The organism is Psychrobacter urativorans (genome assembly GCF_001298525.1).
Classification (GTDB): domain Bacteria; phylum Pseudomonadota; class Gammaproteobacteria; order Pseudomonadales; family Moraxellaceae; genus Psychrobacter; species Psychrobacter urativorans_A.
The window spans coordinates 970,471-987,823 of the sequence record NZ_CP012678.1; the positions used below are offsets into that span (position 1 = coordinate 970,471).

14 protein-coding genes are annotated in these 17,353 nt (G+C 42.6%); 3 read left to right on the forward strand and 11 right to left on the reverse strand.

Features of this window, described 5'->3' with window-relative positions; genetic code table 11:
* Nucleotides 1-176 precede the first annotated feature (176 nt).
* The 11 genes from ftsZ to AOC03_RS04280 all read right to left on the reverse strand — a co-directional run bounded on the left by ftsZ (nucleotide 177) and on the right by AOC03_RS04280 (nucleotide 14,146).
* Nucleotides 177-1,373, reverse strand: coding sequence for a cell division protein FtsZ (ftsZ, locus tag AOC03_RS04230; protein WP_062533741.1), 1,197 nt, complete (start codon nucleotides 1,371-1,373; stop codon nucleotides 177-179).
* Between the two features lie 178 nt (nucleotides 1,374-1,551).
* Nucleotides 1,552-2,844 (reverse strand): cell division protein FtsA, encoded by a 1,293-nt coding sequence (gene ftsA, locus AOC03_RS04235; protein WP_204247925.1) that lies wholly within the window; start codon nucleotides 2,842-2,844, stop codon nucleotides 1,552-1,554.
* Between the two features lie 230 nt (nucleotides 2,845-3,074).
* On the reverse strand, nucleotides 3,075-3,851 hold the full coding sequence (locus AOC03_RS04240; protein WP_062533743.1) for a cell division protein FtsQ/DivIB: 777 nt from the start codon (nucleotides 3,849-3,851) through the stop codon (nucleotides 3,075-3,077).
* Between the two features lie 420 nt (nucleotides 3,852-4,271).
* On the reverse strand, nucleotides 4,272-5,231 hold the full coding sequence (locus AOC03_RS04245) for a D-alanine--D-alanine ligase (protein ID WP_062533744.1): 960 nt from the start codon (nucleotides 5,229-5,231) through the stop codon (nucleotides 4,272-4,274).
* A gap of 44 nt (nucleotides 5,232-5,275) precedes the next feature.
* Nucleotides 5,276-6,748 (reverse strand): UDP-N-acetylmuramate--L-alanine ligase, encoded by a 1,473-nt coding sequence (gene murC, locus AOC03_RS04250; RefSeq protein WP_062533745.1) that lies wholly within the window; start codon nucleotides 6,746-6,748, stop codon nucleotides 5,276-5,278.
* 96 nt (nucleotides 6,749-6,844) lie between these two features.
* Nucleotides 6,845-7,936, reverse strand: a complete 1,092-nt coding sequence (murG, locus tag AOC03_RS04255; RefSeq protein WP_062533746.1) for an undecaprenyldiphospho-muramoylpentapeptide beta-N-acetylglucosaminyltransferase — start codon at nucleotides 7,934-7,936, stop codon at nucleotides 6,845-6,847.
* Between the two features lie 252 nt (nucleotides 7,937-8,188).
* Nucleotides 8,189-9,178, reverse strand: coding sequence for a glutathione synthase (gshB, locus tag AOC03_RS04260; protein ID WP_062533747.1), 990 nt, complete (start codon nucleotides 9,176-9,178; stop codon nucleotides 8,189-8,191).
* A 95-nt stretch (nucleotides 9,179-9,273) separates the two neighbouring features.
* Nucleotides 9,274-9,966, reverse strand: a complete 693-nt coding sequence (gene pyrE, locus AOC03_RS04265; protein WP_062533748.1) for an orotate phosphoribosyltransferase — start codon at nucleotides 9,964-9,966, stop codon at nucleotides 9,274-9,276.
* A gap of 48 nt (nucleotides 9,967-10,014) precedes the next feature.
* Nucleotides 10,015-11,001 carry a hypothetical protein gene (locus AOC03_RS04270; RefSeq protein WP_062533749.1) on the reverse strand — a complete coding sequence of 329 codons (987 nt, stop codon included), beginning with the start codon at nucleotides 10,999-11,001 and terminating at the stop codon, nucleotides 10,015-10,017.
* A gap of 76 nt (nucleotides 11,002-11,077) precedes the next feature.
* Entirely contained in the window at nucleotides 11,078-11,923 is an 846-nt protein-coding gene (locus AOC03_RS04275; protein WP_062533750.1) for an NAD-dependent epimerase/dehydratase family protein, read from the reverse strand.
* A gap of 63 nt (nucleotides 11,924-11,986) precedes the next feature.
* Nucleotides 11,987-14,146, reverse strand: coding sequence for a DUF4105 domain-containing protein (locus AOC03_RS04280; RefSeq protein ID WP_084785767.1), 2,160 nt, complete (start codon nucleotides 14,144-14,146; stop codon nucleotides 11,987-11,989).
* Between the two features lie 247 nt (nucleotides 14,147-14,393).
* Here AOC03_RS04280 and ampD point away from each other — a divergent pair, with 247 nt between their 5' ends.
* The 3 genes from ampD to murJ all read left to right on the forward strand — a co-directional run bounded on the left by ampD (nucleotide 14,394) and on the right by murJ (nucleotide 17,237).
* Complete coding sequence (ampD, locus tag AOC03_RS04285) at nucleotides 14,394-14,990, forward strand: 1,6-anhydro-N-acetylmuramyl-L-alanine amidase AmpD (protein ID WP_062533751.1); 597 nt, start codon at nucleotides 14,394-14,396, stop codon at nucleotides 14,988-14,990.
* A gap of 80 nt (nucleotides 14,991-15,070) precedes the next feature.
* A complete protein-coding gene (locus AOC03_RS04290; protein WP_062533752.1) occupies nucleotides 15,071-15,538 on the forward strand; it encodes a hypothetical protein in 468 nt (155 codons plus the stop codon).
* Between the two features lie 148 nt (nucleotides 15,539-15,686).
* Entirely contained in the window at nucleotides 15,687-17,237 is a 1,551-nt protein-coding gene (gene murJ, locus AOC03_RS04295) for a murein biosynthesis integral membrane protein MurJ (RefSeq protein WP_062533753.1), read from the forward strand.
* Nucleotides 17,238-17,353 lie beyond the last annotated feature (116 nt).

A 17,353-nucleotide genomic window follows, 5' to 3' on the forward strand; every position in this document is an offset into this window, starting at 1 on the left:
AAAATCGATAAAATGCATTCTAAAACCAAGGTAAAACATACATTTTAGGCATATTTACAGTGATAACATACAAAAAAGCCAGCATATTAATGCTGGCTTTTTTGTCATTGCTTAAGATAGTTATTTAGACTAATTATTTTATACCCAGTCAAAATTTAGTAAAGCTTTGAGCTTATTTACTTGTTTTGTTGGCGCTTAAGATAGTCTTGAATACTATTTGTTTTGGTTTGTGGCTGTTCTTGCATCATTGCTGTGCGTGTAATACTGTCTTGATACAATTGATTTTGTGACTGTTTTTGACTGTTTAGGGCACTGGTATGCAAATTAGGGTCAACTGCCTGAGTGCTAGTCACAGAAGGGACAATATTTTGCACTTTAGGTTCTTGACCTGCATATTCATCTAACGTCAGACCAGTTGCAATAACGGTAACATGCAACTCATCACCCATATCTTCATCAACCACTGAACCATAGAAAATATTAGCCTCATCGGTATCGGTAATACCTTCAACGATTTCACTAATTTTACTAAATTCATCAAGAGATAGGCTTTGTGAAGAAATCACGTTAACCAATAGACCTTTCGCATTTTCTAGACGTAGATCATCAAGCAACGGCGATTTAATTGCTTTTTCAGTGGCTTCACGCGCACGATCATCGCCACTGGCGCGACCAATACCCATCATCGCATGACCTTTAGCAGTCATCGCGGTACGAATATCGTTAAAGTCAATATTGACCAAACCTGAACGCGCAATCGTCTCCGCAATGCCTTGTACCGCATGCATCAATACGTCATCCGCTTTTTTGAACGCATCTTGCATCGATAGATTGCCGTAGACACTCATTAGCTTATCATTTGGGATAGTGATAATGGAGTCAACGAAGTTAGTTAATTGCTCAATGCCAGCCTTAGCTGCTTTAATGCGCTTACCACCTTCAAACTTAAATGGTGTGGTGACCACTGCTACGGTCAATACTTCCATCTCTTTAGCAATGCGAGCAACGACAGGCGCAGCACCGGTACCCGTACCGCCACCCATTCCAGCAGTAATAAATACCATATCTGAATGCTCAAGTAAGGCGCGAATGGCCTCTTCTTCACTTTCAGCGGCTTCACGCCCTACTTCTGGATTAGCACCCGCTCCAAGACCACGGTTACTTTTTGCACCAAGCTGCAATTTATGCGGTGTCGTTAGACGGTCAAGGGCTTGTTTATCAGTGTTGGCACAGACAAACGTTACCCCTTTAATACCTTGTTGTACCATATGCTCAACAGCATTACCGCCGCCGCCGCCAACCCCAAATACTATAAAACGGGCTTGACCATTAGTTTGGGGCTTATTATCATCTGGCATGGTGTATTTTGACATAAAAACGGTTCTCCAGTTGCAGATAGCATGAAGGTCGATGTGTAATAACGCACTCGCATGGCGTGCTATCGACGTACTATATATAAATGTATACAAATCAAATAATGAGGGTGCAACTTACATAAGCTGTTTTCAGCTTTAATCTAGCAAATATCTAATTTTATTTTAAACGAACTTACTACAGTATTTTTTTAAACATACTACTAAAACGTTGTCCGACACCTTGAAAAACGTTTTTAACTTTCAGCTTTTCTATGGCCTCAGTCTCACTTTGCTCACTATGCCGAAACTGTTCACTTTGGCTATACAGTAAAGTACCGAAAGCCGTATGATAAGCTCGGTCATTAATATGGGCATTTAACTGCTTAAATGAGTCTTCATTGTCAAAGTGATTATAAGCACTAATATGAGGATGAGTATTGGTCAATACTACCGGCATTTTTAGTAGTTTTTTTGCAAATGGTACCATACCTTTGATGGCACTACCGCCACCCGTCAGCACAATTCCACGATCAATGTAACCTATTAGGCCCGCTTGATGCAGTTGTTGCACGACTTCAGTAAAAATACTGACATAACGTGCTTCTATAATTTGCGCCAGTTTATAAACGCTGACATTAATCTCATCGCCTGAACCTTGTGGTCTAAATATAAAAAATGCACTCGGGTCTATGCTATGCACATCAACCGTACCATGCAATTTTTTAAGCTTTTCAGCTTCTATCATTGAAATGCCAAAATCGGCTGATATATCCATAGTAACTTCATGGCTACCGCTTGCCACACAATGAGTAAAGACCAGTTTATTCTCTTTATAAACACAGATGCTCGTCGTACTGGCACCGATGTCTATTAAACAAACGCCCTGCTGGCGTTCTTCTGCTATCAGACTGTATTCAGCGCTAGTAACCGCATCGAATACGACATGATCGACACCGACATCACAGCTTTGCAATAACTTTTGCAGGTTCTGGCGACTGGCGACTGGCATCATCATCATGTGATACATCACCGTGATTTCGTCTGCAATCATCTCAATGGCATCATCAACGATAGTGTCTTGAGCATCAACATAAATGCCTTGCTGACAGCAATGCATCAGATAATAATTGGACGGTAAATCTTGCGACTTAGCGTTAGATAGCGCTTGCACCATATCTTTGGTACGCACCATATCTTCTTCGACTGCGACGTGACCAGTGCTGTTTTTACTCAGCAATTCAGGGGTAGATAACGTCAACCATACACTATGGACGCGACAGTTAGCCGTATCTTCAGCTTCTTGAATGGCTTGTTTAATCGCGCCTTGCAAGCGTTCTCGGTGTTTAATTTGACCTTGATAAAAGTCGCTGTTTTTAACTTGTCCAACGCCCATAATGCGGATATCTTTCGCAGACACAACGCTGCCAATCACCGCATAAACTGCAGTGGCACTGATATGGACAACAACTAGATTTTCAGTATTTTTCATGGTACCAAGCAAATTATCGCTAAACAGGAGACTAAATGACGTCTCCATTAAATCATCAAAATGAATACTAAATTCAAATAAAGGTTTTACAGTTAAAAAATATAAGGTCGAACAAAAGACGATATGTAAAACTTAAAATACAGCAGTGTCATCTATATAAACTAGAATGCTCTAAACTAACACTATCTAAATGATAATGCAGAAGGTGCAATCACCCTCTTTTTTACAGCTTATGGCTCTTTCATATGCCATGCGATACTAAAGCCATTTTTATAACGTAAGTCTACAGACTGTATCTCATCACGGCGCGTGCTCAATTGGTTGCCTAACAATTGGCTTAAACTAAGCAATTTTTGCGCGGTATTTTCATTATCCACAATGACTCGTAAACCATTACTAAAACGTACCAGCCATGTCATACGTGGGGACAGAATAATGTCTTCTACCCGCATACCAAGCGGTGCATACCACTCATTAATTTGTTGCATTTGCTGCATGATAACAGGTGCTTGCGTAATTTCGCCTTGTAAGGTAGCAAACTGCGCTTGCGTCAGCTCCTCGCTATCAGCAGGTACAAATACCACGCCTTTAGCATCAACCATGCGTTCTGTACCAAAATTCGCAACGGCTTTTTTGGGCAGTGCGGTGATCACAATACCTCGTTGCCAATCTCGAGTAACACTAATTTGGTCTACCCAAGACAGATCAATCGCAATATCTCGTAGCGTCTGTAAATCAGTAGTAAAAAAACTGGTGACTGACTGCTGGTTCATCGTTTGTTGCAACGCATCATATTGCATAGCTGTTAAGCCTTGATGACTGACTTCTATCGCAGCAGGCGGTGCATCACGTAATGCCTTAGCGCCCATCACTAATATTAATAATAACAGCCCAATCACGAGTGCCATAAAAAAATATTTAGCCGAAGGTGGCAGTCGCGTGCTACGTTTCGGACGATCTTTCTTATCACTCATTAAGTCAGTAACTTCGTTGACAGTTTGAGCCATAATTGCATTCGTCCTTATTTTTGCTGTAACTGACACGAGTATATATGTAATAAATACTATCTAATCACTAAACTAATCATTCAGAAAAATCGATAATGATCATATCGTTAATATAGCCTCACTACTCTCAACTAATGTTTTATTATATTTCATGAGTTGAGAGTAGCAGTTACGGCTTAACAATAAATATATAGCCACTAAAACAGATTAAATCACTAAAATGGCTGGATAGTATCGATTTAGATTTGTACTTACAATATTAACGTATTTTCATCATAAACAATAGCTTAACTCAAGCAGCAACCAGCGAATTCACGCAAGTTTACATTAAGATATGCTATAGCACAACTGTCGACACATTAATGGTATTGCTATAGTGCTATTGATTTGAGTTTTTAAGCTATTGAAATATAATTTTAGCTATAACGTTTGCGATAAAATATGCCAACATAACGCTTCAAAATCCATACCACGCGCTTTAGCTGCCATCGGCACTAAGCTGTGACTGGTCATACCCGGTACGGTATTAATTTCAAGCAACCAAAAATTGCCATCGGTGTCCTGCATGGCGTCGATACGTCCCCAACCTTTCGCATCAACCGCACGGAATGCTGCCAGACTTAACGCTTGTAAATGCGTCTCTTCACTGGCGCTTAGACCACAAGGAATATAATAAGAGGTATCATTACGATTATATTTGGCTTCAAAATCGTAAAAATTAGTGATGTCAGCAGGCTCTAAACGAATAACGGGATAAGCCTCGTCGTCAATAATGACAATGGTGAATTCACGACCGGTAATCCAACGCTCTGCCATAACCACATCGCCACATTCTACCGCCGTAGCATAAGCTGCAGGCAGCTCATCTAAATGATTGACCTTAGTCATACCAATACTAGAACCTTCATGCACAGGTTTAATAATTAACGGTAATCCTAGTGTATTAACCACTTGCTGCCAATCAGTATCCGCAGTCAGTAATGAGAACGGCGCAGTAGATAAACCGCAACCTTGCCACAATTGCTTAGTACGCACTTTATCCATGCCAAGCGCAGAGGCTAAAACCCCTGAGCCTGTTTGTGGAATGTTTAACCATTGCAGCATGCCTTGCAATACGCCATCTTCACCGCCACGACCATGCAAGACGTTAAAGACGCGATCAAAATTGCGCAGTTCGGTAATATCTTGATCTTTAGGATCAAAATGCATGGCATCAACGCCTTGGCTTTGTAATGCTTTTAAGACAGCAGCACCACTATCTAACGAGATAATACGCTCATTACTACTGCCGCCATAGACTACAGCCACTTTACCAAAAACACTGGCATCTACATCATGTGCCACGTTATTTATACTTTCTTGATTATTATTAATAGTCATAAGGACAGCTCCTAAATTTTTCTTCAGAATTATTTTCTTGAGACTTATTTGAGATATAAATTATTGGCAGCCAAATCGATGGCAATTTGACCAATATTACCCGCGCCTTGGGTCAAAAGCATATCATTGGCTTTTAGTAAGCGCTGCATAACCGGAGCAATATTATTTTTATCAATAATTGTTGGCTCAACCATACCGCGCAAACGGATACTACGTGCTAAAGTCTTGGTATCTGCGCCTGCGATTGGGCTTTCTCCTGCTGAGTAAACATCCAATAATAACAGCTCATCGACTGTCGATAAGACTTCAACAAAGTCATCAAAGCAATCACGCGTACGGCTATAACGGTGCGGCTGAAACAGCATCACTAAGCGACGCTCAGGAAAGCTTTGGCGTGCTGCTTTAATGGTGGCATCCACTTCTTTTGGATGATGACCATAATCGTCAATCAGTAATATATCGCCACCATCGACGGCTACAGGCTTATGCTGCTCAAAACGACGACCAACGCCCGCAAATTTATGTAGCGCACGCTTAATGGCTTCATCATCGACACCTTCATCGGTTGCCATGGTGATAGCTGCCAGCGCATTATAGACATTATGAATGCCCGGAATATTCAAAGTCAAAGGAAGCGGTTCACGGTCACGGCGCAAGACGGTAAAGTGGGTTTTAGTGCCCTCAACCACCACATCAATCGCTTGGACATCGTTGAAAGGCTCAAGACCAAACGTAAGCACCGGACGCCCAATGTCATCAATCATCGCATACAATTCAGCATCGTCACCGCATACGACGGCTAAGCCATAAAACGGCATGTTTTGTAAAAACTGGATATAGGCAGCTTTTAATTTATCAAAACTATTGTCATACGTTTCCATATGGTCTTGATCGATGTTAGTGACAATCGCTGCCATCGGATGTAAAGTCAAAAATGAGGCATCAGATTCATCCGCTTCAGCAACCAAAAAGCGGCTACTACCTAACGCAGCATTTTTACCTGACGCATTCAGCTTACCGCCAATCACATAGGTCGGATCAAGGTCGCCTTCCGCAAGCATCGTGGTCAGTAAGCTAGTGGTCGTAGTTTTACCATGCGCGCCAGCCACGGCAATACCGTGACGATAACGCATCAATTCACCAAGCATATCGGCACGGCGAACTACGGGCAGTCGGGCTTTTAATGCCGCAGTAATTTCAGGGTTGCTGCGGTCAATGGCAGAGGACACGACCAATACATCTGTTTGCGCGATATTTTTAGAATCATGACCAATAAATATCTCAATACCAATGTCTTGTAAACGCTTAGTGACAGGGCTTTCAGCGATATCTGAACCACTCACTTTATAGCCTTGATTGCTCATGACTTCAGCAATACCGCACATGCCAGAACCACCAATACCAACGAAATGTAAATGCTGAATACGGCGCATCTCTGGTATTTCAATCAGACGGGTTGGCGATGCTTTATCGCTGAGCGTAGCAGCGGTGTCATTGGCAGGAGCAGTTGTGGACATAGAGGTTTCTCTTTATTAAAGCATCATAAAATGCGGTATATATGGTGAGCAAAAATAGGGTGGTAACGTGAAACGATGTGTATCCTAATAGCAAAATTACTGCTCAAGGGTTTGCCAAATAATATCAGCAACTTGCTGACTGGCGCTGCGATTGGCAAGTGCATGACCTTTTTCTGCCATTTCTAGACAAATCTGGCGATTCAGCACCGATAATTCAGCGCTTAAGCGTTCAGGGGTCAGTTCAGGCTGTGGTAATAATAATGCAGCGTCATGCTCTGTCAAAGTACGCGCATTCGCCGTTTGATGGTCATCTACCGCGCTTGGTAAAGGCACAAAAATCGCAGCGATGCCGACATTTTGAATTTCAGTTACGGTTAACGCGCCAGCACGGCAAACAATAATATCCGCCCATTGATAAGCGGCTGCCATATCGGTAATAAAAGGCTGCACGATGGTTTTATGAGCGCTCAAATCTTCAGCATCATACGCCGCTTGCGTCACTGTCTCATTATCACGCCCACATTGATGACGTACCTCAAAAGGCGTATTGATAAGTGCTAGCGCCTTAGGCAGTGTACTATTTAGCACCTGTGCGCCTAATGAGCCACCCACTACCAATAAGCGTAGTGGCGAGTCATCATTAATATCATAACGCTCAGCTGGAGCCGCCACGCCAGTGATGGCATTGCGAACTGGATTGCCCACCGTTTCTAACTTTGAATCAAGCTCACTATTGGCAAAAGTATTTTCAAAAGCTTGTAAGACTTTAGTAGCGATTTTGGCTAAATAACGATTGCTCATGCCAGCAATGGCATTTTGCTCATGAATAATTAGCGGTGTGCCGGTCATACGCGCGGCGATACCACCAGGAGCGCTAACATAACCGCCAAAACCCACTACCATATCAATTTTATTACTACGAATAATCTTGATAACCGCCATAGTCGCGGCTAATAAGGTGATAGGCATCTTCAGTAAACGCCCGACCCCTTTACCACGCAAGCCTTGCATGGCAATGGCATGAAAAGCATAATCAGTTGGCGCAACCAAGCGATTTTCCATCCCATTTGCTGTGCCAAGCCAATGAATCACCGCACCACGCTCAGCCAGCAATTCGCTGACTGCTAGCGCTGGAAATACATGCCCGCCTGTTCCGGCAGCCATCATTAGTATATGCGGTGTCTTCATTGCTCTTAGCCTTTCTTATCTTTTTTCATGAATAATCAGTGGCTTTACCATGCTCATTTTTGAACCATTTGTCCAATAAAAAGCCCTGCCGTAAAGCCCGCATAGTATAGAGGAAATCAAGGCGTGACATGTAGCGTTTTATAGCGAATTAAGCGTCTAAATCTTGATTTTCTATATTCCTAAACCTTTTTATTAAGCAGGGCTTTATGACCTAAGCGCTTAAGCCACTTCGAGCTCACTTTTAGTCATCAATTAAAATTTTGATTCTACGGCTTTGATAAAGTCAGTGGCGATATCCGTTCCGCATTGGTCGTCAATTTCACGCACGCAAGTCGGACTGGTAACATTAATTTCAGTAATACGTCCGCCAATAAGATCAAGTCCCACGAACATCAAGCCTTTTTCTTTAACAATTGGTGCGACCACGTTTGCCACTTGACGTTCAATATCGGTCAATGGCATGGCTACACCGCTTCCGCCCGCCGCCAAATTACCACGAGTTTCGCCTTTGGTAGGAATACGCGCTAATGAATAATCAATGACCACCCCATCAACGATAAGAACGCGCTTATCGCCATCTTTAATTTCAGGCAAATAGCGCTGCGCCATAATTGGTAAGGTCTCAAGCTCAGTCAATATCTCAAGCGTGACCCCAATGTTGTGACTGTCAGCGGTCAAACGAAAAATGCCTGCACCGCCCATACCATCCAACGGTTTAACAATCACATCTTGCTGCTCAGCGATAAATTTACGAATGTGTACTTGCTTACTGGTGACAATCGTTGGGCTCATATAATCGCTGAACCACGTAGCAAATAACTTTTCATTACAGTCACGGATTGCGCTTGGATCATTTACCACCAGCACACCTGCTGCCTTGGCATGGTCTAATAAATAAGTCGCATAAATAAAACGCATATCAAACGGTGGGTCTTTACGCATTAAAATCACATCATAATCGGTCACCGGACAAGTGATTTTTTCACTTAAGGTATAAAAGTCTTCAGGATCACGTTTGACATTCACGGGATGCGCATCAATCATTAATTGACCACGATCGAGCCACAAATCATGAATTTGACAATAACCCAGCGTATGCCCACGATCTTGCGCTGACCACATCATTGCCAGACTAGTATCCTTGTAATAATTGATCTTTTCAATAGGATCCATGATGACCAGTATCTTTAAAGAACGGCTATTTGCAGAATTATCTGACGCTAACGGGGCAGCTTGACTCATGATCGGCTCACTTAAAGGTGGTTGTTTTGCGTACCGTGGTTATTAATAATGAAGTTAAAATAATTAGGAATCATCAAGCAAAAACAGTCGGTACTTTATACACCATACTGCGTGCGATAATGCTGCATTTTTGCCAGTTGGTCGGCAATTTCGGTGGCGTCTTGATGGGCACTTTGTTCACTAGCTAAATAACCGATTAAGTCATCCATATCAACCAGCGCACTTACCGGCACTTGTAAATTGGCAACCAGTTCTTGAATGGCAGAAAGCTCGCCTTGTCCTTTTTCTTTACGGTCTAATGCCACGAGAATACCGGCAACGCTTGCGCCTGCGGCTTCTAAAATCTCAATCACTTCGCGCATTGCCGTACCTGCAGTAATGACATCGTCAAGTATCCAAACGGCTTTACCGCTCACATCAGCGCCAACCAAATTACCGCCTTCACCGTGAGTTTTTACTTCTTTACGGTTATAACCCCACTCAGCATTGATACCATGATGTAGCCATAATGCTTGGGCGGTTGCCGCGACAAATGGAATACCTTTATACGCAGCACCAAAGATGACCAGTTCTTTATCGCTGTCACCAGCTTTTTGCATTTGTTCCGCTAACGCATCGGCATAACCACGCGCCAGTAGCGACAGCATCTCGCCCGTTGCTAATAAGCCTGCATTAAAAAAATATGGGCTAACTCGACCCGACTTCAGTACAAATTCACCAAACTTGAGTACTTGGTTGTCTAAGGCGAGTTGAATAAAATCATGAGCGGTAAATGATGGGGTGTGCATAAGGCATTCCTATGGGAAAAATTTTTGCATTATTGTACGCATTATTGGTCAGCTTGACCAACCATTGATAGCATAATCTTGCATATTGGCGTAGCGAGTGAGCAGACCACAGCGTGAGGAGAGATTAAAATAACACTGACCATCGTCCGCTATCTGCAACTCCCAACCCAAATGTTGCGCTGCCACGATAATGTGTCCGGCAAACAGTCGGATGTGACGATATTGATAACGTAGCGCTGGCGTGCGACATACTTGGCTCAGCACATAGCTGCGCACATGCTGACAAATTTGCTCGGCGCTATAACTACGATTAATACTTTTACGCGTCGCACATTGCTTAAGCACATGCAGCGCCACACTACACGCCATAATGTCAGTCGCAAGGCTACCGACACCCGATTCAAATTGCTCTGGCTGTAAAATCACTTGCCAATCATCGGCATAGATACTATTTAAGAGTTCATCAGTATTGTGGCGTTTAATGATGCTTCGCAAAGACACAGAGGTGTCATTAGCCTTAACATCGGTAGTTTTTTTATTATTCAAATGGTCTGTCGCAAAACCATAGCGCGTTAACTGCGGATATTTTTGAATAACCTGCCCAATATCTGCCATATCCAGCAACGTCATGGTATCGAGTGACGCCAACAAAGGCTGCTCGCTATGATTGTGATAAAAGCTGTCCGGAATAGAAATCAGTTGTGCCGCTGTAAGAAAACCTAAATAGTCGGCAAACGATTCTGACGCCACCAGCTTCCACTTAGATAAGCCATCCTCTTTAGGCTGATAGAAACCCTTAGCGCTCCCATAAAGACGGCGCAGTTGACTATTAACGCGCCGTGCAGGTTCTGGGATATCAGTTAATGGTCGTGCTGGATCAAGCGCAGTTTGGCGCGGGTCAAAGTTTGGATGCACAATCGCAGGTTGAGCATTATCAGCTAACTGGGATAACTGCTCAACATTATCTTCTACCCGCCTACCTTGCCCCGATAGCTTTTGAGCTGAGTGGTTATCAGAAGTAAAAGGCTGAGTCATACTGTCTCCAGGACAATAGTAATATCAAATAAAAACGAAAGCTAAAAAAGTCTGCTGAGTCATTTAAGCTCCTTTATTAACCATCATCATGATGTCGCAAAATATCCTGATAACCGGCTTGCCAATCAGGATAAGTGAGCCAAGCTAACGGAATGTTGCTATGTAAGCGTTTCCCCGTAACAGAGGTTTTCTCGTTATCTACTTCTGGCAGCGTCTCCCCGACTTTTTTACTCAGCCAAGTGGTCAGCTCAAAGGTGGTTACTGGCGCATAATCAGTTGCAATATAAAGAGATTTTGGCGCGTCTATCGTCATTACCTTGGCGATAATGGTAACCAAATCGCTATCCATAATGCGGTTACTCCAATCTTCCGCAGCAATCGGCTCTTTTTGTCCTTCGCGGGCTTTACGTAGGCGCATCAACCGCTCGCGTCCGTAGATACCACTGGGACGAATAATAATTGCCTTATTACCAAAACCTTGTTGCAATGCCTGTTCCGCTAGTAAAATAATCTTGGAAGCATCACGCTCGGGAATAATCGGCAGCGTATTTTCATCAATCCATTCGCCATTATTTTGCCCATAAATACCTGTTGATGAGATAAAAATAATGCGTTCAAGGTTCATTAATTTATCTGCAAATGTTGCTAAGTGCTGACAAATTGCTAAATAGCTGTCGTTATAACCGCTGGTCGAATAGTCATCGGGTGTCACAATAATAGCAATACGGGTAAAGTCTTTCAGCTGTTCTGCGCTCAGCTTAAGCGCATCCGCTTGCATAAAATGTGCATTATCATCCAACGCATAATGACTACGTTCACGTCGCGCCAGTCCGGTGACGGACAAATTATGTTGCGCAAGCATATTCGTCACCGGCAAACCAATATCACCTTGTCCAATAATCAGCCACTGTTGCGTCGTCATGAGCTATCCTTATTTATTCTTATAGTTATCATTATTTTGAATGCATGGCTTAGAAGTTATTCATTAGAAATAGCGCATATAAGCCAGTTTAATATCGTCATTGGCATCGATGCGATTCTGCCATTCATAACTGGCATCAAGGCGTAATGCTTGTTTTTTATCGATATCGTAATGCAGCCCAAGGGTGGTAATCGGCTGCCAATAGTGACCACGGACGTTCGAATCATCGCTGCTGCCATGATACCAATACGGCAGTTGCAATTCAGCTTGCGCACGTAAATGATTGTTAATCTGATACAGACAACCTGCGTTCACGCCAGCACCAACGCGATAGCCTTTGTTAATACCACGCCCCGCTTGTATTGCGCCTGTGCCAAAAGCATAGCAGAGCTGTGGCGGCATCTCACCACTTATCAAACCTGACGTATCAGTACGCGGCGCACCAAATGCCCACGACTTGCCATATTCAAAGGCAGTACTACCCACTAAATGGTCGGTGCCGTCTTGTTGCGAGCCATCATTAACACGGGTGGCTTCAATACTGGCGCCCCATGTTTTGCCTTTTTTAGCCGAATTTACGGGATTAAAAGAACGCCCACGAATTAAGGTGAAATTTTGCAACACTGCGCTTTTTGGGGCATTGCCGTTGCTATCTTCCTCATTATCATAAAAACGTAAGGTTGCCGCTAACCCTTCTAAATTAAAAAACTGACCAAATCCTGAGCTGCCATCCAACGTATCGTGAAAGCCTGCGCGCAGACCAATGTCTATATAACTATTATCACCGCGCTGCCCAATGCCAACATGGGCGCGCTGCATGGGATGACGATCTAGCGGATTGTTATCAGGAGCAGATACAGTGAATGGCAACAAAGTCTGACCATCTTTTGACATACTTGACAGCAGATTACTCTCTTCAGAGGTGATGTTATTTACCTCATTTTTAGTTAAAGGCTGATTGCTCAGATGCGCTTTTTGCTTCGCGGTATTAAGTTGCGCTTGCCTTAACGTACCATCTGCAGGCGTATAACGGGTATTGGTTAATAGGCTTTTCCGACTTAACAAATTGACCACGTCAGAGGGAATCACCACATAAGGCAGCTGACTTAATAACTGCTGATTAGGACGTACCACATCAATCAGACGCAAAATCTCAGACGCACAGTTATCGGTTGCAAAATAATACGGTATCGACAAATCCTTAGTTTCCCAGACATGACGCATGATTTGCTGAACTTCTGCAGGGGTTAAATCGAGCTGATACGTCCATGTATCACGCTCATCATCTTTGAGATAATCGGCTAGCTTTGCTGGATACGGGTCAATTTCAATTAAATTATCATAACGTCCGCTCATGGCTTTGATGGTAAACAGCGCAAAATTATCCTTATTATCGCCATCAACCGTATCATTTAGGGCATAAGCATGATGAATTTGGGTAAAGTCTTTGGCACTGGCTGCTGAGTCAATGCGTAATAAAGTATGACCAAAAGCAGATATCGGATTGTCCAAATATTCTTGCGCAAACATAACCGACAGCTGCTTTGGCGCTATCGTTGCCATCCAGTCATCAAGCTTTGGGCAATCGACTTGCAGCGTAGCTTTATCAATATTCAAGGTTTCTGCTAGCCAGTGCACACGCGCAGGAAACCGGCAAAGGGCAGAATCATTTGCAACCGTGCGTGCAGTGTTAGCAGGTAATGACATTTGTTCCGCCATGGCTACCAACAAGGCATCCAATTCAGCGGCGGCATCTTGTTGTCCATTAGGCGTTAAAAAAAACTCGGCATCATCAACTTCACTTTTCGTATTTTTTTTAGCGAACACACCTTTTTTATCATCAACGACATACAGCAATCGTCGCCACGTTATATGCTGCGCTAGATTATCCGCTTGTACTTGTGCACGCCACGTAGTTAATAATTGGTCAGCATTTGTATTTTGGCTATTTTTAGTACTTTTTTTAGTACTTTGGCTGCTACTGCTATTAACGCTCGTATTATTAGGATTAGTTATTGCAACATTTATTATCTTGTCATGAATGACCGCTGTATCGGTCGTATCACCCAATCCGCCAGTGGTTACCAATGTTAAAGGGGTTGGTAACATGGCTTGGGCTTGGGCGCTTAATAGCAGTCCAGTAATGGCAAGTGGCAAACGAGCACGCGGACGTATTGCAGATAGTGTACTAGCGATTGACATGGGCTTTGAGTGTTTAGACATGAGGTAGCGCCTCTTATTTTCAATTCATACGCTATCAGCGTGGTTAATTTTTACCGGGTCATTTGATACCGTTTATCGCAGTTCTATTTATCATTAGTTTTAGAGATTATTATTGGTATATTGTCGTTGGTATATTATCGTTAATAACTTGTATTTACGGCGATAGCTTGCTACAACCCTTAATTACCGTAAGCCTTCTATACTAACTTATACACCCTACTATAATAGAGAATATATAGAGAATATTATGCCAAATTCAGCCGCTTCACTGACTATTAATGATGGTCGCTTATCCGCAGCCACATGGTTGTGTTCACCGAATCATAATGAACGCGCTGCTGGTATGAGTATTGATACCATCGTCATTCATAATATCAGCTTACCACCGAATGAGTTCGGCGCATGTGACGCAAATGGTATGCATTATGTCAAAGCGTTGTTTACCAACCAGTTGGATTGGCAAACGCATCCTTATTTTCAAACGATTGAGGGTGCTGAAGTATCCGCCCATTTATTTATTGAACGTGATGGCACGATGACGCAGTTTGTGAACTTTAATGCGCGCGCATGGCATGCGGGAAAATCCAGTTATCTGGGTCGAGCAGAATGTAACAATTATAGCATTGGTATTGAGCTTGAAGGCTCAGACTTTGTGCCGTTTACTGAGGTTCAATATGAAATACTCGCTCAAGTGGTGACTGCAATCTATCACGCTTACCCAAAAACACGGCGGCATTTAACGGGTCATAGTGATATTGCACCCAATCGTAAGACCGATCCGGGTGATTATTTTGAGTGGCAGAAATTGCGTGAGAGTATTGCCGAAATATTAAAACAAGAATAATTACTCAATTTTTATAAATTAGGAAAGCCATTACTTGGATTGAAGTAGTCGATTCTGCAGTAAAAATAGGACTAGGGGCATTGATAGCCGGTGTTATTGCCTTTTTATTATCTTCAACACAATATCGTAATGATCTTAAAAAAGCTAAAATAGAACGTGAATTTGAGATGCTAAAAGAAGTTGCAGAGAAAGTGGAGGTTTTTAATAATATTACCTTAAACTACTGGGCATTTATTACTGACTGGCGGCGGCGATTAATTTTGGACGCTTCTATTCCTAAACCTATCAGTTTGATAGACATTCAGCAAAAATTATTTGATAGCTTTAGTGAGTTAACGAAAGCAGAGTCTTTATTACTCTTATTTAGATACAATAATACTTCAGTCAAACTAAGAAAATATGGGGAAACAGTCATAGCATTTAAAAAAAGAGTGGAATCTTTGGATGTTCCTTTCGATAATAATGATACAGCTAACTATAGAAAATCTATGATTGATAAACGCTCCGAACTATTTATTTTATTAAATGAGATTTATAAGACGATTTAAAATCAGTGCTCTCATCATTCTCATCATTCCTACAACCAATGCATTTATCTATGTGATGAAAATGCTATAATCCGACAGTTTTTTTGACCTCAATATATTAATTAACCACATTAATAGATTAATAGACAAATTCGCATAATAGGTTCTCATGGCAAAAAGTCGGTTATTTCGTTCAACGATGGTGGTCAGTAGCATGACCATGCTGTCGCGTATTTTAGGTTTGGTACGTGACATCGTCTTATTAGGGGTGTTTGGCGCAGGCGGATTAATGGATGCCTTTTTGGTCGCCTTTAAGATACCCAACTTTTTGCGCAGATTATTTGCCGAAGGGGCGTTTAGCCAAGCCTTTGTACCCGTGTTATCAGAATATAAAGAAAAATACAGCCTGCAAGAGGTACAGATTTTAGTCAGTCGCACTTCAGGCGCATTGATGCTCATTTTGTCCATGCTCACGGTGGTGGTCATCTTGATGGCACCATGGGTCATTACCTTATTTGCACCGGGTTTCGCTGACCAACCGGACAAATTTAATATAGCGACTGAGTTGCTACGCCTAACATTCCCTTATTTATTATTTATATCCATGACCGCTTTTGCCAGTGGTATCTTACAAAGCTACGGACGCTTTGCTGCGCCAGCCTTTGCGCCGGTCTTGCTTAATTTAAGTATGATTGGCGGTGCGCTTGTTTTTGCACCGATGTTTGATACGCCCATTATGGCACTTGGTTATTCAGTAGCGATTGCGGGCGTATTGCAATTATTGATTCAATTACCGCAGTTATCGCAACAAAAACTATTGGTACTACCTAAAATCGACTTTCAGCATGAAGGTGTCAGACGCATTTTAAAACTGATGCTACCTGCCATTTTCGGGGTGTCGGTTACTCAGATTAATTTACTATTAAATACCGTGTTTGCCTCGCTGATGATTAGCGGTTCAGTCTCATGGCTGTATGCAGCGGAGCGCATGAGTGAATTACCGCTTGGCTTAATTGGGGTCGCTATTGGTACGGTTATTCTACCGAGCTTATCAAAAAGTGAAGCGCAAAAAGATGATGTCAGCTTTAAAAAGACCATTGATTGGGCAGCTCGGTTGATTATTTTGGTTGGATTGCCTGCTGCCGCAGCGTTATTTATACTCTCTGATGTGCTGATGCAAGCGTTATTTATGCGCGGAGAATTTAGTCTACGTGATGCGCAAATGAGTTCACTGGCGCTACGCAGTATGGCGGGCGGTATTTTAGGCTTTATGCTGATCAAAATATTTGCACCTGCTTTCTTTGCGCGGCAAGATATTCGTACTCCAGTACGCATCGGCATTATTTCTGTTTTTGCCAATATGATTTTCAGTGTCATATTTATTGGTATTTTTTACTTCTTTGATATTGCGCTGCATGGTGGATTGGCACTGGCGACTACTGCCGCCTCTTTTGTGAACGCTGGACTGCTCTATTATTATTTACATCAACGCGAAATTTTTCGTTTTGACAGCCACTGGAAAAAGCTGTTTATTCAGTTTTTCTTATCGACAGCCGCGATGGTTGCAGTCTTATACGCCATGTTGCCTTACTTCCCTACCGATTCAGCACAGTGGAAGCGTGTTGTGGCATTAATAATCATGTGTGTTGTGGGCGCAGTGATGTATGGCGGCGTATTATTGGCAACTGGATTTCGTCCGCGTCAACTTAAGCATGGCTAAGCACGGTTAAGCACGGCTACTCACAATTAAATTATGGCAGTTGAAAGGGACTTTACTAAACCTGCACACGCCTACATTAATTACCGACTGTTAATGGCGCTAATAATAGCCATAAT